22 protein-coding genes and 1 other annotated feature are annotated in these 22116 nt (G+C 62.6%); of the genes, 10 read left to right on the top strand and 12 right to left on the bottom strand.

The window, feature by feature from the left end:
• Window positions 1–2 precede the first annotated feature (2 nt).
• Entirely contained in the window at window positions 3–185 is a 183-nt protein-coding gene (locus ACOX7T_RS06355) for a DUF1540 domain-containing protein (RefSeq protein ID WP_040645952.1), read from the top strand.
• A 63-nt stretch (window positions 186–248) separates the two neighbouring features.
• On the opposite strand, the gene ACOX7T_RS06350 is transcribed toward ACOX7T_RS06355, so the two are convergent.
• The 5 genes from ACOX7T_RS06350 to ACOX7T_RS06330 are packed head-to-tail and all read right to left on the bottom strand — an operon-like array spanning window position 249 to window position 4670.
• On the bottom strand, window positions 249–830 hold the full coding sequence (locus ACOX7T_RS06350; protein ID WP_433440969.1) for an Rnf-Nqr domain containing protein: 582 nt from the start codon (window positions 828–830) through the stop codon (window positions 249–251).
• A complete protein-coding gene (locus ACOX7T_RS06345; RefSeq protein ID WP_433440967.1) occupies window positions 827–1549 on the bottom strand; it encodes an Rnf-Nqr domain containing protein in 723 nt (240 codons plus the stop codon). Before ACOX7T_RS06345 ends, ACOX7T_RS06350 begins: the two co-directional genes overlap by 4 nt.
• Complete coding sequence (locus ACOX7T_RS06340) at window positions 1530–2120, bottom strand: FMN-binding protein (protein WP_433440965.1); 591 nt, start codon at window positions 2118–2120, stop codon at window positions 1530–1532. Before ACOX7T_RS06340 ends, ACOX7T_RS06345 begins: the two co-directional genes overlap by 20 nt.
• Window positions 2117–3373, bottom strand: a complete 1257-nt coding sequence (locus tag ACOX7T_RS06335) for an RnfABCDGE type electron transport complex subunit D (protein ID WP_433440963.1) — start codon at window positions 3371–3373, stop codon at window positions 2117–2119. Before ACOX7T_RS06335 ends, ACOX7T_RS06340 begins: the two co-directional genes overlap by 4 nt.
• On the bottom strand, window positions 3360–4670 hold the full coding sequence (locus ACOX7T_RS06330; protein ID WP_433440961.1) for an RnfABCDGE type electron transport complex subunit C: 1311 nt from the start codon (window positions 4668–4670) through the stop codon (window positions 3360–3362). Before ACOX7T_RS06330 ends, ACOX7T_RS06335 begins: the two co-directional genes overlap by 14 nt.
• Window positions 4671–4943: 273 nt before the next feature.
• Window positions 4944–5174: a binding site (T-box leader), on the top strand.
• A 63-nt stretch (window positions 5175–5237) separates the two neighbouring features.
• Between ACOX7T_RS06330 and ilvB the strand changes: the two genes are divergently transcribed.
• From ilvB to ilvC, 3 genes are all read left to right on the top strand, one after another.
• Window positions 5238–6944: a biosynthetic-type acetolactate synthase large subunit gene (gene ilvB, locus ACOX7T_RS06325; protein ID WP_433440959.1), complete on the top strand. Its 1707-nt coding sequence runs from the start codon at window positions 5238–5240 to the stop codon at window positions 6942–6944.
• Window positions 6945–6958: 14 nt separating this feature from the next.
• Window positions 6959–7516 carry an acetolactate synthase small subunit gene (gene ilvN / locus ACOX7T_RS06320; RefSeq protein ID WP_433440957.1) on the top strand — a complete coding sequence of 186 codons (558 nt, stop codon included), beginning with the start codon at window positions 6959–6961 and terminating at the stop codon, window positions 7514–7516.
• A 129-nt stretch (window positions 7517–7645) separates the two neighbouring features.
• Window positions 7646–8665 (top strand): ketol-acid reductoisomerase, encoded by a 1020-nt coding sequence (gene ilvC, locus ACOX7T_RS06315; RefSeq protein ID WP_433440955.1) that lies wholly within the window; start codon window positions 7646–7648, stop codon window positions 8663–8665.
• A 218-nt stretch (window positions 8666–8883) separates the two neighbouring features.
• On the opposite strand, the gene ACOX7T_RS06310 is transcribed toward ilvC, so the two are convergent.
• Entirely contained in the window at window positions 8884–9645 is a 762-nt protein-coding gene (locus ACOX7T_RS06310; protein WP_433440953.1) for a helix-turn-helix domain-containing protein, read from the bottom strand.
• 85 nt (window positions 9646–9730) lie between these two features.
• Window positions 9731–10420 (bottom strand): FadR/GntR family transcriptional regulator, encoded by a 690-nt coding sequence (locus ACOX7T_RS06305; protein ID WP_433440951.1) that lies wholly within the window; start codon window positions 10418–10420, stop codon window positions 9731–9733.
• 109 nt (window positions 10421–10529) lie between these two features.
• On the opposite strand from ACOX7T_RS06305, the gene ilvD reads away from it, so the two are divergent.
• From ilvD to ACOX7T_RS06290, 3 genes are all read left to right on the top strand, one after another.
• Window positions 10530–12191, top strand: coding sequence for a dihydroxy-acid dehydratase (gene ilvD / locus ACOX7T_RS06300; protein ID WP_433440949.1), 1662 nt, complete (start codon window positions 10530–10532; stop codon window positions 12189–12191).
• 175 nt (window positions 12192–12366) lie between these two features.
• A complete protein-coding gene (locus tag ACOX7T_RS06295) occupies window positions 12367–12882 on the top strand; it encodes an RNA polymerase sigma factor (protein WP_433440947.1) in 516 nt (171 codons plus the stop codon).
• Window positions 12883–12972: 90 nt separating this feature from the next.
• Window positions 12973–14745 carry a DUF4367 domain-containing protein gene (locus tag ACOX7T_RS06290; RefSeq protein WP_433440945.1) on the top strand — a complete coding sequence of 591 codons (1773 nt, stop codon included), beginning with the start codon at window positions 12973–12975 and terminating at the stop codon, window positions 14743–14745.
• A gap of 53 nt (window positions 14746–14798) precedes the next feature.
• On the opposite strand, the gene ACOX7T_RS06285 is transcribed toward ACOX7T_RS06290, so the two are convergent.
• A complete protein-coding gene (locus tag ACOX7T_RS06285; protein WP_433440943.1) occupies window positions 14799–15359 on the bottom strand; it encodes a putative ABC transporter permease in 561 nt (186 codons plus the stop codon).
• A 215-nt stretch (window positions 15360–15574) separates the two neighbouring features.
• Here ACOX7T_RS06285 and pyrB point away from each other — a divergent pair, with 215 nt between their 5' ends.
• A complete protein-coding gene (gene pyrB / locus ACOX7T_RS06280; RefSeq protein ID WP_433440941.1) occupies window positions 15575–16633 on the top strand; it encodes an aspartate carbamoyltransferase in 1059 nt (352 codons plus the stop codon).
• 141 nt (window positions 16634–16774) lie between these two features.
• Complete coding sequence (locus ACOX7T_RS06275; protein ID WP_433440939.1) at window positions 16775–17278, top strand: GreA/GreB family elongation factor; 504 nt, start codon at window positions 16775–16777, stop codon at window positions 17276–17278.
• 202 nt (window positions 17279–17480) lie between these two features.
• Here the strand turns inward: ACOX7T_RS06275 and ACOX7T_RS06270 are convergent, their stop codons facing one another.
• A complete protein-coding gene (locus tag ACOX7T_RS06270; protein WP_433440937.1) occupies window positions 17481–17693 on the bottom strand; it encodes a hypothetical protein in 213 nt (70 codons plus the stop codon).
• 173 nt (window positions 17694–17866) lie between these two features.
• Here ACOX7T_RS06270 and ACOX7T_RS06265 point away from each other — a divergent pair, with 173 nt between their 5' ends.
• Entirely contained in the window at window positions 17867–18484 is a 618-nt protein-coding gene (locus tag ACOX7T_RS06265) for a class I SAM-dependent methyltransferase (protein WP_433440935.1), read from the top strand.
• Window positions 18485–18551: 67 nt separating this feature from the next.
• Here ACOX7T_RS06265 and ACOX7T_RS06260 read toward each other — a convergent pair whose 3' ends face one another.
• From ACOX7T_RS06260 to ACOX7T_RS06250, 3 genes are all read right to left on the bottom strand, one after another.
• The gene (locus ACOX7T_RS06260; protein ID WP_433440933.1) at window positions 18552–19694 is read right to left on the bottom strand and encodes an iron-containing alcohol dehydrogenase; all 1143 of its coding nucleotides are present in this window, start codon (window positions 19692–19694) and stop codon (window positions 18552–18554) included.
• A gap of 117 nt (window positions 19695–19811) precedes the next feature.
• Window positions 19812–21032, bottom strand: coding sequence for an MFS transporter (locus ACOX7T_RS06255; protein WP_294551033.1), 1221 nt, complete (start codon window positions 21030–21032; stop codon window positions 19812–19814).
• A gap of 55 nt (window positions 21033–21087) precedes the next feature.
• Window positions 21088–22074: an amidohydrolase family protein gene (locus ACOX7T_RS06250; RefSeq protein ID WP_433440931.1), complete on the bottom strand. Its 987-nt coding sequence runs from the start codon at window positions 22072–22074 to the stop codon at window positions 21088–21090.
• Between the last annotated feature and the right edge of the window lie 42 nt (window positions 22075–22116).

Here is a 22116-nt window from a genome sequence, read left to right as displayed (position 1 = left end):
CTATGAATTCCAATCCCAGTATCAAATGCTCCGTGTCCAGCTGCGCCTATCACAACAGCCAGCAGTGCGCCTGCACCCTGAACGAGATCAAGGTGGGCTGCACCGCCGCCAACGTGGCCGACTGCGCCGCCACCGAGTGCGCTTCCTTCAAGCTGGGCGACCACGGCACCTGCTGCAAGCACTGAGTCAGTAAAAGAAAAATTCCCGGCGGCCTGATGCCGCCGGGAATTTTTTATGGATGAAAGCAGTTACCAAAGCTGAAAGCCGGTGAAGCCCAGCAGGGTGAGGACCACCAGTCCGGCCGCCGCCATGGCAATGGGGAAGCCGGAGAAGGACTTGGGCACTCTGGCGTAGGAGACGCGCTCCCACACGGACACAAACACCAGAGCGGCCACGGTAAAGCCAATACCGGAGAGCAGTCCGCCGCGGAGGGCCAATGCCAGTCCCACCTCCGAGCGGGAGACCAGCATGGCGCCGCCCAACACAGCGCAGTTGATCGCCGCCATGGGCAGGCTCTGACGCAGATGTTCCGCCTTTCCCGGCAGAAATTTGGTCATAAGATGGTTGGCCAGCCAGGCCAGACCGGCGGTGAGCAGCAGGAAGAAGGCCTCCTCCAGGTACTCCGCTCCGAAGGGAGAGAGAAGAAAGGCGTATACAATCCAGCACAGGAGCATGGAAACGGTCAGCCCCAGGGTGACGGTCAGGCCCATGACCAGAGCGGAGCGGTATCCGCCGTCCAGGGGGGCGGGCAGATTCAGCCGCCGAGCCACGCCGAACTGCTCCGCCACAAGGGCGGCCAGGGACAGGGCAAACAGTGCGATGATGCTCACGGCTTCTCCCTCCTCTCAAGCCGGGCGGAGACCCAGCGGACCAGTGCGGCCAGACAGGCCATCAGCAAGAAGCCGCCGCAGGGGGCGGCCGCCAGCAGGACGGGGGGCAGCTCGCCCGGCAGGGCGGCACCCCACAGGGTACCCTTGCCCAGCAGCTCCCGCAGGGCGCTGAGCACGGACAGGGCGATGGTAAAGCCGACACCAGCGGCCAGGCCGTCCACAGCGGCATAGCCGGGGGTGAACCGGCGGGAGAAGGCACCACGCCGGGCCAGCAGGGCGGCATTGACGGCGGCGGGCAGGAGGAACAGGGGCGCGCAGCCGGTCAGACCGGGGAAACAGGCCTGAAGAACCAGACCAACAGCGGTGAGAATAGCGGCCGCCGCAATCAGGTAACAGGGGATGCGCAGGGCGGGGGAGGCGAGGGGCCGGAGGATGGCGCCGGCCAGATTGGTGCACACCAGCACCGCCGTCATGGCAAGGCCCGTGCCCAGCCCGCCGGGGAGAGTGGCGGAGCAGGGCAGCACCGCCGCCACCAGCAGGAGCAGCACCACGGCGGGATTGCGCAGGGCCAGTCCACGGCGGAACAGACTGATTACCTTGCCGGGCTCCATGGAGAAGCTGTCCCGCAGCCACCGGATGGCGGCGGGGCCAAAGGCGCGGAGCCGCTCAGGGGCCTGCTGCCGAAACGCAGTCCAGCCCTCAGTTTTCTCCTTCTTCACTGACCGCACCTCCTTCTGCGCTGTATGCGGCCACCGCCGCCAGGGCTTGGTTGACCCCCTGGGCTACCGCCTGGCTGCTCTCGGTGGCGCCCGAGACCGCCTCTACGGCGTTGGAGCCGGAGCCGATGCGGACAGTGCCCGACCGGTCCAGGAAGGACTCCAGGAAGGAGGCGTCCTCCACGCCGTCCCCCATACCGGGGGTCTCACTGTGGGAGAGAATGGCCACGCCGGTGACCGAACCCTGGGCGCTGACCCCCACCATCAGCTTCATGGGGCCGCCGAACCCGTCGGCGGTTACCTCCACGCAGTAGCCCGCCAGAGCCTCACCCTGCCAGGCGGCGTACATGTCGTCCGCCATGGCCGGGTCATAGGGCAGCTGGGAGAAGTGGGTGGTATCCGACGGCGCTACCGACTGCATCACGGCCTGCTTGGCCTCCTCTGTTCTTCCGAGAATGGTTCCGGCGGTGGCGGCCCGTACCACAAGCACCAGCAGCAGGGCAAACAGGACTGTGCCTGCCAGCACCAGCGCCGAGCGGCGCCGGGCCGGGTTGCGGAATTTGGATTCCATCATGCCCGGGCCTCCTTTCTGCGGCGAAAGACGCTCCGAAGGGTCAGGGCAGCCCGGTCAATGGGCCAGGCGAGCAGATTCATCACCAGGACGGCAAAGCCCACCCCTTCGGGGTAGGAGCCGAAGGTGCGCAGGAATACAGTGAGGGCGCCGCAGCCCACGCCGTAGACCACCTGGCCCCAGAAGGTAACCGGGGAGGTGGTGAAATCGGTGGCCATAAACAGAGCGGCCAGCAGCAGTCCGCCGCCCATGAGGGAGTAGAGGGTCCAGTCCAGGGAGGAGTTGCCGCCCTGGGGGAAGCACCAGGACAGCACCGCCACCGTGCCCAGGAAGGACAGGGGAATCCGCAGCCGGATGACCCGACGGGCCAGAAGATACAGCCCGCCCAGCAGCAGCAGGGCGGCGGACACCTCACCCAAGGCTCCCGACCGGACGCCGGTGAACATCTCCAACAGGGAGACGGAGGGCAGGCTTCCGGCGTGAAGGCTGGCCATAGGCGTGGCGGCGCTCTGGGCGTCGATGGCAAAGCCCTCCCAGCTGCGGACAGCGGGGAAGGCGCTCATCACGGCGGGGAAGGAGAACAGGAAGGCACGTCCCGCCAGCGCCGGGTTGAGGAAGTTCTTTCCCAGACCGCCGAAGAGCTGTTTGACCACCACGATGGCGAAAAAGTCCCCCATGAGAACGGCCCAGTAGGGCACGTTGGCCGGCAGGGTGAAGGCCAGCAGTACGCCGGTGACCACGGCGGACAGGTCACCCACGGTCTGTCTCCGGCGGGTGATGAGGCAGAACAGGGACTCAAAGCCCACGCAGCCTGCCACCGATACCAGGGTGACAAGAAAGGCCCGGGGGCCGAAGAAATAACACCCGGAGAAGAGCAGGGCGGGCATCAGAGCGATGAGCACGTCCAGCATCAGGGTGCGGGTGGTGTCACGGGTGGTGAGATGGGGGGCGGAGGCCAGGGTGAGGGGGTGAGACAGAGCCGGAGAACCGGCAGACGTTTTCGCTGTCTGCTTTTCTCCGGCCTCAGGCCGGGTGGCGGGCTGGGTGGCCGCCGGGGCCTGAACAGGATCCGCATCATGGGCCGCGGGCGCGCCGGGCTGTTTCTCCGGCGCGGGCTCCGGCTGACTGACAGGGGCGGCAGCCGTCTCAGGCGTCGTCTTTTCCGGCTCCTGGGACTGAAGTGACGCTTCCAGCTTGGCCTGAGGGGCCTGCTGGGGGCGCTGCTGTCCGCCGGAACGGTTTTTACGCTTCTTCATGGTCAGCCTCCCTTCCGTCCGCTGTCTCAGACAGGCGGCGTTTGCCCACCCGGATGCTGTGGACCAGCCGCAGATGGGCAGGGCACACATAGGCGCAGGCGCCGCACTCAGTGCAGGCGGTGATATGCTCCCGCTTCAGGGCCTCCCACTGTCCGCTCTTCGCATACAGCCGGAGGAAGAGCGGGGCAAGCCCGACAGGACAGGCATCCACACAGCGGCCGCACCGGAGACAGGGGCCTTCCGGCTGGGCGGCGGGGTAGAGATCTGCGGCGGTCAGGGCCAGCAGGGCGCAGGTTTCGCCGGTTACCGGCGCGGTGAGCTCAAACTGTGCGGCGCCCGTCATGGGGCCGCCTGCCACCAGCCGTACCGGCTCCTCCTTCCAGCCGCCGGCCTCACGGATAAGGTCGGAGATGGGGGTGCCGATGGGCACCAGCAGATTGCCGGGCCGGGTCACGGCAGAGCCAGTGACGGTGACGATACGGTGGGTCAGCGCCTTACCCTGGTATACGGCGTCCCACAGGGCGGCGGCAGCGCACACGGAGAACACAGCGCGGCCCTCCTCCTGGACAACCGCCCGCTGGGGATAGCGGTCCCGGAGCAGACGCAGCGCAATGTCGCCGCCGCGGAGGGGCAGATAGCCCCGGAGCGCGGCCACGGCGTCATACTGGCTGCCCTCCAGGGCCAGCACCGCACGGGGCAGGCTCAGGGCCTGCATCAGCAGCCGCACACCGCCCAGCACCGCCTCGGGCCGGTCGGCCATCAGGTGGCGGCGGGCGGTGACATAGGGCTCCGGCTCGGTGCCGTCAATGATCAGCGCTTCCGTCTTGCCCATGGCGGCGCGGAGCAGCTGGGCCAGGGACCGGCCGGTGCCGTCCATGGCGGTCAGACCGGCCTGGGCGGCGATATCGGCCAGCTCACCGGGGCGGAGGCTGGCCGGGGGAGCGTCCTTCTCCACCCGCCGCCAGGTGGGGGAGGCCACAGGGGTGTCCTTTCCGTCGTTGTCAATGACCACCGAGAGGACGGACCCGCCTCGGAGCTGCTGTCGGGGCTCCACAGCCGCCACGGTGCCGGACACGCTGGCGTGGACCGAGGCCAGGCTGGGGGCAGGCTCTGTCAGCTTCTGTCCCACCCGAACCCGGTCCCCGGGAGTGACCAGCGGCACAGGGACAGCATCGCCCGACCCCGCCAGGGGCAGAATGACCTGGACCGGCTGCTTATCCATTGGCCGCACAGCCAGCCGGGCGGTGGCCTTTTTCCGATGGGCGGGACGGATCCCGCCGGAAAAAATGGAAAACATGTCTCCACCTCTTGCATAAAATACGATAGCATTGCCGCCGGAGACGGATACCCCAGGGCAACCGATATATTATATCGTATTTGTGGGCGAAATGTCCAGAGAGGAGGGGAATTTCGCCGGATTCCGGCGGACAGAGGTAAGAAAGCCGAGACCATATCACTTTAAAGAGAAAAAGATTTTTTTCAAAAATTACAAAATCACGATTGACAAATGTCCGTTTCAGCGGTATGATACCAGTTAATTACACACCGTGCACAGACAAATGTGCCGGAGAGAAAGGCAATGACTGGGTAAGTACGGCCATGGCGCAAGCGCAGAGAGGGGACGGCTGGTGTAAGTTCCCGTGAGCATGGACCGGAGGGTCGCCCAAGGAGCAGCCGGGCTGAACGGGGAGAAGTTCCCTCAGTAGGTGCGGACGGTTCCCCGCCGTTATCGGGGTGAGAGCGCGCAGGGTACTGCCCTGCGAATTTAGGTGGTACCACGGAGCATGACTTCGTCCTATGGGACGAAATGTCGTGCTTTTTTCTTTTTTCCTGGTGGAAATGAAACCAAAGGAGGTCTCACGATATGAAGATGAAAACCCCGCAGATTCTGATGGAGTGCCTGCTGGAGCAGGGGGTAGATACCGTATTCGGCTACCCCGGCGGCACGATTTTGAACGTCTGTGACGAGCTGGAACTCCATGGCTATAAGGATAAGATTCGCCACATCCTGACTGCCCATGAGCAGGGGGCCTCCCATGCCGCCGACGGATATGCCCGCGCCACCGGTAAGGTGGGCGTGTGCTTTGCCACCAGCGGTCCCGGCGCCACCAACCTGACCACCGGCATCGCCACCGCCTACTACGATTCCTCTCCCGTGGTGTTCATCACCGTCAACGTGGCGGAGAACCTCATCGGCAAGGACTCCTTCCAGGAGGTGGACATCACCGGCATCACCATGCCCATCACCAAGTGCAACTACCTGGTCCGCCGGGCGGAGGACCTGGCCGACGTGATCCGGGAGGCCTTTGCCATCGCCCGCTCCGGCCGCCCCGGCCCGGTGCTCATCGACATTCTCAAGAATGTTACATATGAGGAGGCCGAGTACGAGTACCTGCCCCCCAGTGAGCACGGCAAGCACGGCCGCCTGGCCGCCATGCTCCGCCGGGCCTCCCACGACCTGCGCCCCTCCGAGCCTGACCATGGCGATATCGACAAGCTGCTGGACATGATTGAGGAGGCCAAGAAGCCTCTGGTGCTGGTGGGCGGCGGCGTCATCCGGTCCAAGGGCGCGGTGCCCGAGTTCCGTAAGTTCTTTGAGCGCCTCAACGCTCCGGTGGCCTCCACCATCATGGGCGGCGGCGCCTGTCCGGGCAACCACCCCCTCTTTACCGGCATGATCGGCATGCACGGCTCCCATGCCTCCAACCACGCCGCCAACGAGTGCGACCTGCTCATCGCCATCGGCTGCCGCTTCTCCGACCGGGTGGCCACCGACCCCAAGACCTTTGCAAAGCAGGCGAAGATCGTCCACATTGACATTGACCGTGCGGAGGTGGACAAGAACGTCCAGACCGACCACCATATCATCGGCGACGCCCGGCGGGTGCTGGAGCTGCTCAACGAGAAGCTGCCCGCCCACGACTACCCCGAGTGGAAGGAATGGGTCTTCTCCCATAAGGAAGTCCCCCTGAAAAAGGACGGTATCCTCCACGCCCATGAGGTGCTGGAGACCATCCAGTCGGTGGCTCCTGGGGCCATCGTGGCCACCGACGTGGGCCAGCACCAGATGTGGGCCGCCCAGTACTACCACTTCGACCGGCCCGGCCAGCTCATCACCTCCGGCGGCTTCGGCACCATGGGCTTCGGCCTTGGCGCCGCCATGGGCGCCAAGGTGGGCAACCCGGACACCCCCGTGTTCCTCTGCACCGGAGACGGCTGCTTCCGCATGAACTGCCATGAGCTGTGCACCGTGGAGCACTACCACATCCCGGTGATTATCCTGATTTTCAACAACCACACCCTGGGCATGGTCCGCCAGTGGCAGAACCTGCTCTACGGCCAGCGGTACTCCCAGACCGACCTGGACCGCGGCCCTGATTTCGTCAAGCTGGCCGAGGCCTACGGCCTGCTGGGTGCCCGCTGCGGCACCCAGCAGGAGCTGGAGACCGTGCTGAAGGAGGCGGTGGCCTCCGGGACCGGCTGGGTGGTGGACTGCGCCATCGACAAGGACGCCATGGTCCATCCCATGGTGCCCGGCGGCGCACCTGTGACCAATTTCCTGCTGGATTAAGGAGGGAGACAAGGATGAAAAACAGTATTGTAACCCGCCGCACCCTTTCCGTCCTGGTGGAGAACGCCCCCGGCGTTCTGAGCCAGGTCTCCCGCCTCTTCTCCCGGAAGGGGTACAACATCGAGTCCCTGGCCGTGGGCACCACCGATGACCCGGCGGTCTCCCGTATCACCATCGAGGTCACCAGCGACGAGGCCATGATTGAGCAGATCATGAACCAGCTGCGCAAGCTCTTCCCCGTCTACTCGGTGCAGGAGCTGCTGCCTGAACGGTCCATCCGCCGGGAGCTGGTCATGTTCAAGGTGAAGGCGGAGACCCACGACATCCGCAACGAGGTCATCCAGATCGCCAACATCTTCCGGGCCTCCATCATCGACGTGTCCCTCAAGTCCCTGACCCTGGCCCTCATCGGCGACGAGTCCAAGGCCGACGCCATGCAGAAGTTACTGGAGGCCTTCGGCATCCTGGAGCTGGTCCGTACCGGCATGGTGGCCCTGGAGCGGGGCGCCTACACCATCAGCGACGAGAACAAGGAAAAAACGGAATTTATCCTCGGCAAGAACGTACTGTAACAAGAACGTGCTCTGAGGAGCACAGACGAAAATTCTCCCGATTGTATCACAGTTATCATTCTTTTCCCCCGGCCTGTGCTATGATCTGAGATAACAAAATCACCTTCTATTTAAAAGGAGTGTATTACAATGGCAAAGATGTACTACGAGAAAGACTGCGAGCTCAGCTATCTGGACGGCAAGAAGATCGCCATCATCGGCTACGGCTCCCAGGGCCATGCCCACGCCCTCAACCTGAAGGACTCCGGCTGCGACGTGTGCGTGGGCCTGCGTCAGGGCTCCAAGAACTGGGCCAACGCCGAGCAGGCCGGCCTGAAGGTGATGACCGTGGCCGACGCCGCCAAGTGGGGCGACATCATCATGATGCTCATCAACGACGAGGTCCAGGCCGATGTCTATAAGAAGGATATCGCCCCCTACCTGACCGACGGCAAGGCTCTGGCCTTTGCTCACGGCTTCAACATCCGCTATCAGCAGATCGTCCCGCCCGCCGGCGTGGACGTGTTCATGGCTGCCCCCAAGGGCCCCGGCCACACTGTCCGTTCCACCTATGTCAACGGCAAGGGCGTGCCCTGCCTGGTGGCCGTGGAGCAGAACGCCACCGGCAACGCCTACAAGATCGCTCTGGCCTACATCGCCGGCATCGGCGGCGCCCGCGCCGGTGTGATGGAGACCACCTTCCACGACGAGACTGAGACCGACCTGTTCGGCGAGCAGACCGTCCTGTGCGGCGGCGTGGTGGACCTGATGCGCTGCGGCTTCGAGGTGCTGGTTGAGGCCGGCTACGAGCCTGAGAACGCCTACTTCGAGTGCATCCACGAGATGAAGCTGATCATCGACCTCATCAACAAGGGCGGCGTGGCTGCCATGAACTACTCCATCTCCGACACCGCCGAGTTCGGCGAGTACGTCTCCGGTCCCCGCGTCATCCCCCACGAGGAGACCAAGGCCCGGATGCGCGCTGTCCTCTCCGACATCCAGGACGGCACCTTCGCCGGCAAGTGGATCGCCGAGAACAAGAACGGCCGCTGCTTCTTCAACTCCAAGCGCGCCAACCTGAAGAAGCACCAGATGGAGGTCGTGGGCGAGGAGCTCCGCAAGAACATGATCTGGGGCGGCGACAAGGATCTGGATACTGCCTCCAACTAAAACCGGACTCCGGGGCCCCCGCAAAAGCCCAGCGAAGCGGGTTTTGTGGGGAAAGGAGCCGCAGCGAAATGAGTGAGCCTTTGCCCTTGGGCGGAGGCGAAGGATATGGAGCTTGCGGCGACGCGGGGTGGCGACAAGGATCTGGACACCGCTTCCAACTAAAAAGGCAAAACGAGCGGGCCGCGGCATTGCCGCGGCCCGCTTTTTCATACCTTAATTTATTCGTGACGCTTGCCCGCCACAATGGCGGCAATCAGCATGCCAAAGAGGGAAATCAGCGTTAGGGGCATCTCCAGGGTAAGGGTATGGCCGGGCCAAAGGGAGTGGACCACGCCCCAGAGCAGGGGGAAGAGGACCATGAGCCCCAGCAGCCAGACCCGCATGGCTCGGAGGATGTAGGGCCAGTTGCTGTTGCTGAAGCGCACCCCGGCCAGGTTGATGCGGAACACGCCGTCACTGTAAAAGCAGATGTTGTTCTGGTCGTAGTAGGCGGGCAGACGCTCCTTCACCCGGAAGCAGAGCCAGGCTCCGAAGAGGAGGCACAGCCCCTCCACCAGCAGGGCGTTGGAGCCCATCTCTTCCACCGAAAAGCCCGTGGCCAGCAGAACGGCGCACTCCGCCGCGCCCACCAGGGCACACAGGAGATAGGCCAGCCGCCACTTCCTGTGACGTGTTTTCTGAGCCTGACGCTCCTCCTCCGTCAGGTGGAGGGTGGACTTCACCAGAGCCTCCACCTCCTCCACCGGCAGCTGAGCCGCCGCCGTGCGCTCCCCGCGGAGCAGCTCGGTGACCGTCACGCCCAGGCAGTCCGCCATGGGCAGCAGCAGCCCCACGTCGGGAAGGCTCAGGCCCCGCTCCCACTTGCTCACCGCCTTGTCCGATACGAAAAGGCGCTCGGCCAGCTCCTTCTGGGTCAGATTGTTCTCCCGGCGCAGCTGGACCAGAAAGCCGCCGAACCGCTCCTTGTTAATGTCGTTCATATGGGTCCCTCCTTTGGTCCCATCCTAGCCAGCGGCCCCTCATTTGTCAATCGACCAGCGGTAGAGTCCCTGGGCCCCAAGGGGTTCAGGGCATTTCCTCCTCGCTCAGGCCCATCTCGTCCACAGCGTGGCGCATGTGGATGGCCATGGCGTGGAGTGCGCCCTCCTCGTCCCCACGGGCGAAAAACTCCAGCAGCAGCGCGTGGTCCCGCAGGGTGTCCTCCGCCAGCCGCTGGGCATCGTCTCCGGTCTCTACCGCCGTGGCCACCGCCCGCTGGATGAGAGGGAGGAGGCGCACCATGAACTCGTTGTGGGTGGCCCGGACAATGGCGGCGTGAAAGGCGGCGTCAGCCTGGGTGCGGTCGGCCCCGGAGCGGATGCAGTCCTCCACGGCTCTGCCCTTGGCGAGAATATCCGCCCGCTCCTCCGCCGTGGCCCGGCGGCAGGCCAGCCGGGCCGCCTGGGGCTCAAAGATGCTGCGCAGCTCAAACAGGTCCCGCAGCTGGCCCTTCACCCGGCTCAGGCCGGTGAAGCCAAAGTCGTCGATGTCCTCTACCCGGTCGGACACAAAGGTGCCCTTGCCCCGGCGGACCTCCAGCACCCCCTGGGCCACCAGCATCCGCACCGCCTCCCGCAGGGTGGTACGGCTCACCCCCAGCTCCTGGGACAGGTCCAGCTCGTTGGGCAGCTTGTCCCCGGGGGCCAGACCGCCCTCGGCTACAATTCTCCCGTACAGCCGCCGGGCGGTCTGCTGGGTCAGGCTCTGTTTTTCCATCTTAAGAGCTCCTTCCACTTGACATTGTTTTCTCTATCATATAATATGTAGTCATACAATGCAAGCGTCATCATACAACGATGACGGATTTGATAAGGAGGACCTTGCCATGAGAAGCGATAACGTGACCAAAGGCGTGGAGCGCGCCCCCAACCGCTCCCTGTTCTACGCGCTGGGATACACCAAGGAGGAGCTGGACCGCCCCCTCATCGGCATCGTCTCCTCCCAGAACGAGATCGTCCCCGGCCACATGAACCTGGACAAGATTGTAGAGGCAGTGAAGGCGGGCGTGCGCATGGCGGGTGGTACCCCCATCGTGTTCCCGGCCATCGCCGTGTGTGACGGCATTGCCATGGGCCACATCGGCATGAAGTACTCCCTGGTGACCCGTGACCTCATCGCCGACTCCACCGAGGCCATGGCTCTGGCTCACCAGTTCGACGGTCTGGTCATGGTGCCCAACTGCGACAAGAACGTACCCGGCCTGCTGATGGCCGCCGCCCGTCTGAACATCCCCACCATCTTCTGCTCCGGCGGCCCCATGCTGGCCGGACGGCTCCAGGACGGCCGCCGCTCCTGCCTGAGCCATATGTTTGAGGCCGTGGGCGCCTACAAGGCTGGCAAGCTGGACGAGGCCGGCGTGGAGGACTATGAGAACAACGCCTGCCCCACCTGCGGCTCCTGCTCCGGCATGTACACCGCCAACTCCATGAACTGCCTCACCGAGGGCATCGGCATGGCCCTGCGGGGCAACGGCACCATTCCCGCCGTCATGTCCGCCCGTCTGCGGCTGGCCAAGCACACCGGCATGCAGATCATGGAGCTGGTGAAGCAGGACATCCGTCCCCGGGACATCATGACCGAGGCCGCCTTCCACAACGCCGAGACCCTGGACATGGCCCTGGGCTGCTCCACCAACTCCATGCTCCACCTGCCCGCCATTGCCCACGAGTGCGGCATTGAGCTGGACCTGGAGTACGCCAACCAGATCTCCCGCAAGACCCCCAATCTGTGCCACCTGGCCCCTGCGGGCGACACCTACATCGAGGACCTGGACCGGGCGGGCGGCGTGTACGCCGTCATGAAGGAGCTGACCAAGAAAGATCTGCTGGACACCTCCGTCATGACGGTCACCGGCAGGACGGTGGCGGAAAACCTGGAGGGCGTGGAGAACCTGGACCCTGAGCTCATCCGGCCCATCGACAACCCCTACTCCCCTTACGGCGGCATCGCCGTCCTCAAGGGCAGCCTGGCTCCCGAGGGCTGCGTGGTCAAGCAGTCCGCCGTGGCCGAGGAGATGATGGTCCACACCGGTCCCGCCCGTGTCTTTGACAGCGAGGAGGACGCCATCCAGGCCATCTACCAGGGCAAGATTGTCTCCGGCGACGTGGTGGTTATCCGGTATGAGGGCCCCAAGGGCGGCCCGGGCATGCGGGAGATGCTCAACCCCACCAGCGCCATCGCCGGTATGGGTCTGGACAAGGAGGTGGCCCTCATCACCGACGGTCGCTTCTCCGGCGCCACCCGGGGCGCCTCCATCGGCCATGTCTGCCCCGAGGCTGCTCAGGGTGGCCCCATCGCCTTCGTGGAGGAGGGCGACATGATTGCCATCGACATCACCAACTGCAAGATCGACCTGCTGGTGGACGAGGCCACACTGGCCGCCCGGAAAGCCAAGTGGGTGTGTCCCGAGCCCAAGGTCAAGACCGGCTACCTGGCCCGGTACGCCAAGCTGGTGACCAGCGCGGCCCGCGGCGCTGTGCTGGAATAACCGCACTGCCGGTAAAAGAGAACAGAAAAAGGGCAGGCCTGCCGGATAGCTGGCCTGCCCTTTTTGTTACCCAATACCAGCAAAAAACGCCATGACTTGCATCCTGTTGGGAAATTTGCTATCATTAACATAACTGTGAAAATAAGCGTTTTGCAGGAAGGGGGCGTGCTGACCGGTGCAACAGAATATGGACCAGTGGTTTACCGACCTCTACCGGCTCAACGCGCCCAAAATGGTGCGGTACGCCTACGCCCAGCTGCGGCGGATGGAGATCGCCGAGGAGCTGGTGGAGGACGCTTTTGTATTGCTGCTGCGCAAGCAGGCGGAGGTAGTGGACCATCCCAACCCGGCGGGCTGGCTGTGGAAGACCCTCCAGCACCTGATCCTCACCGAGGTGCGGGCGGCCCGGAACCGGATGGAAGTGCCGTTGGAGCAGGACTTTGACCTGGCCGCACCCCAGCATGAGGAGGACGCTCTGACGGACTGCCTGCCCGAGGGCCTGACGCCCCGGGAGAGGGAGATTCTGCTTCTCTACTACGAGGATGAGCTGAGCCACGAGGAGATTGCCCGGAAACTGGGTATCTCGGAGCTCAATTCCCGTACCAGGCTCTTCCGGGCCAGGGGACGGTGCAGGGAACTGATGGAAAAAAATAAAAAAATTCTGACGCCTTGTAACGAAATGCCGCCGTGATGCGATATTTCTAATGAAAGGGGCGCGGAAAGCGCCATATGGCGCTTTTATCGTCCGTTTTTACGGACGATAAGGAGGAGGTGAACAAGGATGCCTGAACATCGGTGGAATGACATGGAGCTGGACGAACAGACTGAGGCTCTCTCCGACTATCTGGATCAGATGGAGGAGGAAGAATTTGACCCTGCAATTGTGGATCGCTGCCTGGCTGCCATGGAGGACCTGGAGCCGGAGGCATCCGAGTTTGACGCGGAGGAGGCACTGAAAACCTTCCGTGAGAAGCACAAGGATCTGATCCGGGGAAACAGTGACGCCGGGCAGGAGCAGCCCGAATTAAAGGTGCTCCCCACAGTGCGCAGCCCCCGGAGACGCCGGCTTGCTGCCCGTATCGCCGCTGTAGCGGCTGTGACGGCGGCCAGCTGTCTGCTGGTCTGTCAAGCCGCTGGTATTGACGTGCTGGGCTTCTTCGCCAAATGGGGCCGGGAGGAGTTCTGGTTCCCCGGCGCAGGTAACACCGCGGTGAGCGATGCGGCGGTGACCGGAACCTATACCAGCCTTCAGGCCGCGCTGGATGCCAACAGCATTACCGCACCCCTGGCTCCCAACTGGATGCCGGGCGAGGCGGAGGGCTTCGGCACTCTGACCGAGCGGGCGCAGGTGTCCCAGGAGATGCAGTCCACCCTGATTACGGCGGACTGGGAGGACAGCACAGGCAAGGGCTACTCCATGGAGATTGTCCGCTATGACCTGGAAAGCGCGTCCGTCTCTTTTGCCGCGGCAGGTGAGCGGGACACGGAACAGTATGTCTGTGACGGCACCTCTTATTATATTATGGATCAGGGAGACGGCACGGTCAGCGTCCTGTGGAATCGTGAGGACTTCACGGCTGAGCTGTGGGGCGATCTGGACGAAGAGACGGCCAAAGCACTGGTCCGATCCGTCACACGGCCGGAGGGCGAGCGGGTGTATCTGGCTCCCAGCCAGGACTACGTGCCCCTGGGCAACAGCATCCAGTCCATGCTGACGCCCCACAACCTGGATGCCCGCATGGCCCCCACCTGGCGGCCCGCCGGCTTTGAGAAGTGCGATATCAGCGCTGGGAACAGCGGCTATGACAGCAGAGTCACTACAGTTCACACCGTCTATGACAACAGCGATACGGAGCAGTCCCTGACCGTCCATCTGGAGTGGTGGGATGATGCCGGTGCAATCACAGCGCCTGTCTTTGAAGGGATTACGGGCGAACCGGTGTGCTACGTTCACAACGGCGTGGAATTCAGGCTCTACACCTGCGGCAGCGGACATGTGGCCGCCTGGCAGGCGGGGCATGTCTCAGGCTATATCAGCGGTGACCTGACCCTGGCGGAGACCAAGCGGATGGTGGACTCCATCCCACGCTGGTCGCCGGAGCGCCCCGAAGAGGAGAGCAGCGGCCAGGTCATCGAGCCGGAGTATCAGTACTACGACAGCATGGCCGACGCGCTGGAGGATTACGGCCTGGACGCCGGTCTGGCTCCGTCCTGGGTGCCGGAGGGCTTTGTGCCGGAGGAATCCGAAGCAGTTGAGCTGTTCAGCAGCGTGGAGTTTGATACCGTCTATGTACGGGACGAGGAATACCTCATGCTCCACCTCAGCCTGCTTGAGAAAGGTGACGACGGCCGCACCACGGTCTATATGAAGGATGACGAGCCGGTGACCGAGTATGTCCACAACGATGTCACCTATTACATCATGACCAACGGCGAATGGCGCACTGTGGCCTGGAAGAGCGGCAATATGGAGGGCTCCATCAGCGGCAGCTTTACCCTGGATGAGGCCAAACAGATGGTGGACTCCATCACCGCAGTCCCTGAGAACAGCTGAATATCTGCTGCAAGCGAAACAGCCGGGCGCAAAAGCGCCCGGCTGTTTTTGTGTCACGAGGCCTGCTCCTCCCGTTTTCGTCCTCCACCCAGGCGGAGGTACCACCGGAGGGCGTCGGTGGTGCGGGTCCGCCGGAGTACATAGAAGGTGAGGGCGGCGTCAGCGGCCAGCAGCACGGCGGCAGGGAGGGTGACCCAGCCGGGAATGGCGGGGATAAGCACGGACGCCCAGGGCTGGATCAGGCTCATAAGCCCCAGGGCCAGCAGACCCCACAGACCGGAGAAGAGCAGGCACACCCGGCCGCCCAGATGAAGGGGCAGATGGCTGTAATCCCAGAAATCCACCCTGGCGGCGTAATGGTAGACAACTGCCATGACATACTCGGCGGCGGTGGCTGCCAGTGCGCCGCAGAAAAACAGCAGCAGGGGATTGGACAGAACGGCCGGGGGCAGCAGCAGGATGAGCACCGCACCCAGGCCGTACACCGGGCAGAGGGGGAGAAAGAGGTGACACTTCCGATCCCGCTTGGGATTGACTGTGGCCCGGGCAAAGAGCACCTCCAGCACAAATCCTATAAAGCTGTACAGAACAAAATACCAGAACCACTCCGCCATAGCGCCGCCTCCGAAAGACTGAATTGCCTTTAGCATTGGGAGAAATGGCACAAAACATGCGGGCATTTTCTGACAAAAAATGGGCCGTCCCGATGGTCAGTGGAGTTCGACAGACAAAGGAGAGAAAAAAGACAGAAATTAGTGAAGACACTCCTTGCCCAAAGGATGAAAATATGATATTATAATCCGAAAAAATAAAATGGGGGAAGATGGGCATGCGGCATCTGATTGATTTTGGTGATTTGCCTCGGGAGGAGTGGGACGCACTGTATAAGCGGTGCAGCGACATTATCGACCACCCCGCCGATTATATGGACGCCTGTAAGGGAAAGGTGATGGCGAGCCTCTTTTATGAGCCCTCCACCCGGACCAATTTCTCTTTCCAGACGGCTATGCTCCGGGTGGGAGGCTCGGTGTTCGGCTTTGCCGATCCCAAGTCCACCTCTACTGCCAAGGGCGAGACGCTGAAGGACACCATCAAGATGGTCTCCGGCTACGCCGACGTGGTAGTGATGCGTAATCCCCGCGAGGGCGCGGCCAAGGCGGCTTCTCTGTACTCCGATGTTCCGGTGATCAACGCCGGCGACGGCGGGCATATGCATCCCACCCAGACCATGGCGGACCTGACCACCATCACCCGGCTCCACGGCAGCGTGGACGGCCTGTCCGTGGGCCTGTGCGGCGACCTGAAGAACGGCCGCACCGTCCACTCCCTGATCAAGGCCATGGCCAAGTTCAAGGACATCAAGTTCTACCTCATCTCCCCCCGTGAGCTGGCAGTGCCTGAGTATATGCGGGCCTTCATGCGGGAGAACGGCATGTGGTTCGTGGAGGTCACCGGTCTGGAGACCGTTATGCCCCAGCTGGATGTGCTCTACATGACCCGTATCCAGCGGGAGCGCTTTGTGGACCCCCTGGAGTACGAGCGCAACAAGGGCATCTACGTCCTCACCCGCAGCAAGCTGGAGCGGGCCCGGAAGGATCTGCTGGTGATGCATCCCCTGCCCCGTGTGGACGAGATCGCCATCGACGTGGATGACGACCCCCGGGCGGTCTACTTCGAGCAGGCCCGGTACGGCATGTTTGCCCGCATGTCCCTCCTCATTGAGCTGGCCAACCAGCCCCGTATGAACCCCGGCGTGGTGGAGATCGGCACCCAGCCGGTGTGCCACAACCCCAACTGCATCACCCAGACCGACCACTACCTCCCCCCTCTGGTGAAGAAGAACGGCGGCGTGGACTGCTGCGCCTTCTGCGACGCCCAGCTGGTATAAGAGAGAAAAGAGCTCCTCACTGCGAGGAGCTCTTTTTTTGACGGAAAAGCTGCTTTGACCCCGGACAAGGGGTGTGCTATAATGTGAGGCACGAAGAAAATACGCCCTGTAGGCGTAAAAAACAGAAAAGGAAGCGGCAAAATGCACAACGAACTGACACCGAAGGACCTCCAGCTCATGCGGGAGGAATTGGATTACCGGCGGATTACCCTGCGGCCCCAGCTGCTGGAGGCGGTGAAGGAGGCCAGAGGCTTCGGTGACCTGAGTGAGAACTTTGAGTACAAGGCGGCCAAGCAGGAGAAAAACCGCAATGAGAGCCGTATCCGGTTTCTGGAGAACATGATCCGCACCGCCGTGGTGATCTCTGATCAGGCCGCGCCTGACACAGTGGGACTTTACGACAAGGTGACCGTCTACCTGGAGGAGGACGACGAGACTGAGACCTATCAGGTGGTGACCACCATGCGGCAGGACGCGCTTCACGGCCGCATCAGCAAGGAGTCCCCGGTGGGCTCCGCCCTGCTGGGCAAGCGGGTGGGTGACCGGTTTTATATCAAGGTCAACGACAGCTATGGGTATTACGCCGTGGTGAGGGCCATTGAAAAGGGCGAGGACGACGGATCGGTACCGCTTAACCGATTTTGAGCGGTTCTGTCCTGCTTGTTTTCAAATTGTTCACAAGTTCTTTAAAAAATAGTCAATAATTCGGCCGTGAAACATGGTATTCTCTTAGTGTCAGCAGATGACAGAAGTTTTCCCTCCTCCCTCTCTTTTCTTACACACACAGGAAAGCGGGTCCGCCACAGGGCGGACCCGCTTTCTGTCTTATCCGAAGCGACTGGGGCGCTCAGCCATCCTGTTCCTTGCCCAGCATACCGTTGAGCCGCTCGCTCTGGGTACCGAAGTAAAAGGCGATGATGACGGAAAACACGGTCAGAAAGTCCTTTCCCGAGATACGGTCGGTGAGGACGGAGAAGGCAAATACAGCTGCCATGACCAGGGTTACAATGCTTTTTACACACAAGAGACTGGCAAGCCGCTTCTGAAGGAGATTGTTCATGGGATGCGCCTCCTTTCCGGCAGGTCCTGTCCGCCGTGGGGGCAGGGCCGCAGTCCATTCTATGCGGAGCGGACCGGGAGGGACACAGAGCCGCCGGAGACAGGTATTGCAGCCGTAGAGAAAATAGTGTACAATATGGTTAGCTAAGGCTAACTAAAAGAAAGGAGACTGTTATGCTGGAACGTTTTATGGAGAACTGCAAAAAGCCTGCGGGCCGGTTTGGCCGACTGGTGCTGAAGGGCATGAACTGCGGCCATGGCGCGGTGGCAAATTGGGCCTTTGACCGGATTTGCTGGCCGGAGGGCGGCAGGATTCTGGATGTAGGCTGCGGCGGCGGGGGAAATATTGCCCGGCTGCTCAAGCGCTGTCCCCACAGCCGGGTAGACGGCGTGGATTACGCTCCCCAGAGCGTGGAGGTCAGCCGTCAGGTCAACGTCCGCTATCTGGGCGGACGCTGCCGGGTGGAACATGGAGATGTGATGGCGCTCCCCTTTGAGAATGAGAGTTACGATGTGGCGACTGCGGTGGAGACCGTCTACTTCTGGCCGGATTTGACCGGTGGACTTGGAGAGATAAGGCGGATTCTCCGGCCTGGCGGCCATGTGCTGCTGGTGACGGAAATGAGCGACCCGGCCAAGGGAGAAAAGTGGAGCAGGTACTGTTCCGGCATGACCATCTATACCCCGACCCAGCTGCGGGCGGCACTGGAGCAGGCGGGCTTTGTACAGGCGGAACTTCATACCAGAGGCGTGTGGACTGCAGCGGTAGGGAAAAAACCTGACAAAAGATAGAGCGCGGACCGCAGGGAGAAAAATGTGGGTCCGGCCCTGCTGAAGGGCCGGACCCACGCACTATGGTTCAGGCGAATATTTTTTCCAGAATGTCCAGGGCATCTGCTGTGGTCATGGGGCGGGGCTGGAACATCTGGAACATCTCCTCCACAATTCCCTGGGCCACAGCCGGGAAAAGGGATCTGTCCGGGGCATAGCGGGAGGCAGGCGGGAGCTGGAGCACTTCATCCCGGAAGTTGAGGAAGGCGTCCCGGGTTTTGGCTCCGATCTCCTCTGGTGTCTCCTGTCCGGAGAAGGAGGCGCCCAGCAGCAGTCCAACCCAGCGGACCTTTTCCGGCAGGGCGGGGGCGTTGAACTCCAGAATCCAGGGGGTGGCGTAGGCGCAGGCCTCGCCGTGGGGGATGCCGAAATAGGAGCCGATAAGGTGGGCCACGGAGTGCCCGGCATTGGTGTGGGCCTGGACCAGCATCCAGCCGCCCAGCGTGGAGGCAATGGCCATGTGGGTGCGGGCCTCCACATTTTTGCCGTCTGCCACCGCCGCCGGGAGCCACTCTGCCACCGTACGCATCACCGCCTCCACCAGGTGATCGGTGGCGGGAGTGGCGATGTTGGTGGTGTAGCCCTCACAGGCGTGGGAGAAGGCGTCCAGGCCGGTGGCGGCGGTGAGAACGGGGGGCATGGTCACCATCAGCTCCGGGTCCACAATGGCGTACTCCGCCATGGCGTTCACGGCCAGACAGCCGTGCTTCATGTGGTCGTCGCTGCTCATCACCAGTCCGTCGGATACCTCGCTGCCCGTGCCCGCGGTGGTGGCCACCAGGAAGAGTCCGGGGGAGAGGTTCATGGGTACGTTGGGCCCGGCAAAGCGGAGGATGGGGCCCTCGTTGTACCGTAGCAGGTTGATGGACTTGGCGCAGTCCATGCTGCTGCCGCCGCCCACGCCGATGACCACGTCGCAGCCCTGGGCGTTGAAGAAGCCGATGCCCTCATCGGGAACGGTGTGGGAGGGCTCGGGGTTGACCTTGTCGTACACTACGCTGTCCACCCCGGACGCTGAGAGCACGCGGCAGACCTTGTCTGTAATACCGGCGGCCACGATGCCCGGATCGCAGACCACCAGCGCCTTTTTGCAGCCCTTTCCGGCCACCAGGGGACCCAGCTCAGCCAGCTTGCCGGGGCCAAAGAGGAGATGTACCTTCTGTTCCAGCATGTCAGTCATCCTTTCATCTGTATTTGGATAGCGGAACAGGGAGGCCGTAGCCTCCCTGTTCCGCTGGAGCTGAAATCATTCACATAAGGGATGGAATTGGAAACGCTGAATCAAAGCTCAGGCGGCGGCCTTCTGCTTCTTGGACATGCCCATGGCCAGCACGGAGCAGACCAGGACCACGACGCAGCAGCCCACCATCAGCAGGGAGGGGGCAGTCCAGTTGGCGGGGCTGGTGTTCTCGCCGGCCAGAGCGGTGAGCACGGGAGTGGAGGCAAACACGCCGATGTAGTACAGGGTGTTGAGCAGGCCCATGCTCAGACCGATGAGCTGGGGACGCTTGGCCAGCTGGGGCGTGAAGATGAACATGGAGGTCATGATCATGCCGCCGGGGACAATGCCGGTGGCCAGAGCGTAGATGATGCAGGCTGCATTGGAGCCGCCTAGGTGGGGCATGGTGAAGCAGATAATGGCGCAGAGGATGGCGCCCACGATGGCGAAGAGATAGGGCTTGCCGGTCTTGCCGATGACAATACCGGAGATGATGCAGGTGGGGATGCCGATGAGGCCGTTCAGGCTGGAGTAGAAAGCGGAGGTGGACTGGTCAATGCCGTAGGCGGCAAAGAGGGAGGGGTTGCAGGTGATGAAGCCGAACAGCACAAAGGCCAGGCACAGCATGGACAGGCAGGTGACCAGCAGGGCGGGATTGGCAGCAGCCTCGCCCAGGGAGACCTTCTCGCCCAGGCCTCCGCCCTCGGCGGCGCTGCGCTCAGGCACCTTGACGAACAGGAACACCAGCACGAAGCAGACAGCGGCCAGAGCGGCGATGATCCACCACAGGAGCTTGAGGTTGTTGGTGGCCTTGTAGATGGCCACGCTGGCGTTCATGCCGATGAAGTTGGCCGCAGCGGCAAAGGTGTTGAAGATGCCGGTGGCGGTACCCACGGTGGCGCCGGAGAACCAGTTGTTGATGAGGTCAACGCCCACGGTGATGATCAGCGCGTAGGAGATGCCCTCGATGATGCGGGAGACCATGACTACGGCAAAGCTGTTGCTCACAGCGCCCAGCACGTTGCCGATGACCAGGGTGCCCATCAGGATGAGGAGCATGTTCTTGTTGCCGGTCTTGGCCATCACGGCGGCGCCGGGGATGGAGAGGATGATGCCGGCCACGGTGAACAGGCTCATCAGCAGGGCGGCCTGGGTGCCGTCAACGTTCAGCATGGCGGCAACCTCGCCCATGACGGGGGAGATCTTCAGCTGGGACAGGGACACGGTAATGGCGGAAATCAGCAGAATCAGAAACATCATCCACTTGCTGGAAGTACTTTTTTCGTTCATGGAGCTACCTCCTTATAAAATCAATGCCCTCTCTGAAAGCGGAATGCGGAAGGACTTACAGCGTCAGGCCGATAATGCGGGCGGCGTTGCGGTAGAAGAACTTATCCGCCACAATGGGGTCGTCCTTGAAGGCGTCGGCAGCGTACTTGACGCTCCAGGTGCAGGTGTCGAAGGGCCAGTCGGTGGCGAACATGATGCGGTCCTCACCAAAGAGCTCCAGCATCTGGTGCATGCCGTCCACGCCGCGGTGGCTGGACTCGATGTACACGTTCTTGCAGCCCAGCTTGCCAACCAATTCGGCCAGGGCCTCCAGCTCGCCGCCGCAGGAGCCGCCGCCGTGAGCGGGCACCCAGACGTAGTCGGGGTACTTGCGCAGAATCTCCAGGGTGTACTTCAGGTCGCCCAGCTCCAGGTTGGTCAGGTCGTGGTAGGGAGAGTCGGCCTTGTAGTAGTCGTTGACGCCGCAGTGGTAGGTGATGGGCATGCCCAGGTCACCGAAGAGCTCGATGGGCTTCTCGCAGCGCTTGTCGGTGATGGAGATGTTCTGGATGATGGGGTGAATCTTCAGACCCTTGGCGCCGTTGGCGATGTCCTGCTTCAGCTTGGCCATCATTTCATCCTCGGGCAGGTCGAAGTCGGGGCAGGTGAAGGGGATGAAGCGGGGGTCCAGCTTGGAGGCGGCCAGAGCCTCCTCGAAGGAGGTGTTGGGCATGATGGGCAGGGAGCACATATAGTCGATGCCGGCGGCGTCCATAATGGCCTGGGTGGTGAAGATGTTGGCCCGCTGCCAGATACGGACCTGTCCGGCGTCAATCAGCTTGTTCTGGGCCTCCACATCGGGGACAATCAGGGGACGGGTGTAGCCCGACTCCTCCAGATCCTTGAAGGGATCAAAGCCGGTGAAGCCGGGGGGATCGGCCACGAAACCGGGGCGCTTGAAGGAGATGTTCTGATTGCCGTGGAAGATGTCGCCCAGGTGGGTGTGGAAATCAATGATGCGCTTGGGCTTGAATGCCATTTCGGGGGTCTGGAACACTTCCATGATGATTTCCTCCTTGATAAAATTTTATATGCCGCCGGAACA

This window comes from Pseudoflavonifractor sp., from assembly GCF_050943825.1.
Taxonomy (GTDB): Bacteria; Bacillota; Clostridia; order Oscillospirales; family Oscillospiraceae; genus Pseudoflavonifractor.
This window is presented reverse-complemented; position numbering and strand designations above follow the sequence as displayed.

Coding starts and splice junctions, on each gene's coding strand:
- pyrB (WP_433440941.1), top strand. CDS start 15,575: ATGCGGCATCTGATTGATTTTGGTGATTTGCCTCGGGAGGAGTGGGAC.
- ilvN (WP_433440957.1), top strand. CDS start 6,959: ATGAAAAACAGTATTGTAACCCGCCGCACCCTTTCCGTCCTGGTGGAG.
- ACOX7T_RS06335 (WP_433440963.1), bottom strand. CDS start 3,373: ATGAAGAAGCGTAAAAACCGTTCCGGCGGACAGCAGCGCCCCCAGCAG.
- ACOX7T_RS06260 (WP_433440933.1), bottom strand. CDS start 19,694: ATGCTGGAACAGAAGGTACATCTCCTCTTTGGCCCCGGCAAGCTGGCT.
- ACOX7T_RS06270 (WP_433440937.1), bottom strand. CDS start 17,693: ATGAACAATCTCCTTCAGAAGCGGCTTGCCAGTCTCTTGTGTGTAAAA.
- ACOX7T_RS06340 (WP_433440965.1), bottom strand. CDS start 2,120: ATGATGGAATCCAAATTCCGCAACCCGGCCCGGCGCCGCTCGGCGCTG.
- ACOX7T_RS06285 (WP_433440943.1), bottom strand. CDS start 15,359: ATGGCGGAGTGGTTCTGGTATTTTGTTCTGTACAGCTTTATAGGATTT.
- ACOX7T_RS06330 (WP_433440961.1), bottom strand. CDS start 4,670: ATGTTTTCCATTTTTTCCGGCGGGATCCGTCCCGCCCATCGGAAAAAG.
- ACOX7T_RS06290 (WP_433440945.1), top strand. CDS start 12,973: ATGCCTGAACATCGGTGGAATGACATGGAGCTGGACGAACAGACTGAG.
- ilvC (WP_433440955.1), top strand. CDS start 7,646: ATGGCAAAGATGTACTACGAGAAAGACTGCGAGCTCAGCTATCTGGAC.
- ACOX7T_RS06255 (WP_294551033.1), bottom strand. CDS start 21,032: ATGAACGAAAAAAGTACTTCCAGCAAGTGGATGATGTTTCTGATTCTG.
- ACOX7T_RS06355 (WP_040645952.1), top strand. CDS start 3: ATGAATTCCAATCCCAGTATCAAATGCTCCGTGTCCAGCTGCGCCTAT.
- ACOX7T_RS06305 (WP_433440951.1), bottom strand. CDS start 10,420: ATGGAAAAACAGAGCCTGACCCAGCAGACCGCCCGGCGGCTGTACGGG.
- ACOX7T_RS06275 (WP_433440939.1), top strand. CDS start 16,775: ATGCACAACGAACTGACACCGAAGGACCTCCAGCTCATGCGGGAGGAA.
- ACOX7T_RS06310 (WP_433440953.1), bottom strand. CDS start 9,645: ATGAACGACATTAACAAGGAGCGGTTCGGCGGCTTTCTGGTCCAGCTG.
- ACOX7T_RS06250 (WP_433440931.1), bottom strand. CDS start 22,074: ATGGAAGTGTTCCAGACCCCCGAAATGGCATTCAAGCCCAAGCGCATC.
- ACOX7T_RS06265 (WP_433440935.1), top strand. CDS start 17,867: ATGCTGGAACGTTTTATGGAGAACTGCAAAAAGCCTGCGGGCCGGTTT.
- ilvB (WP_433440959.1), top strand. CDS start 5,238: ATGAAGATGAAAACCCCGCAGATTCTGATGGAGTGCCTGCTGGAGCAG.
- ilvD (WP_433440949.1), top strand. CDS start 10,530: ATGAGAAGCGATAACGTGACCAAAGGCGTGGAGCGCGCCCCCAACCGC.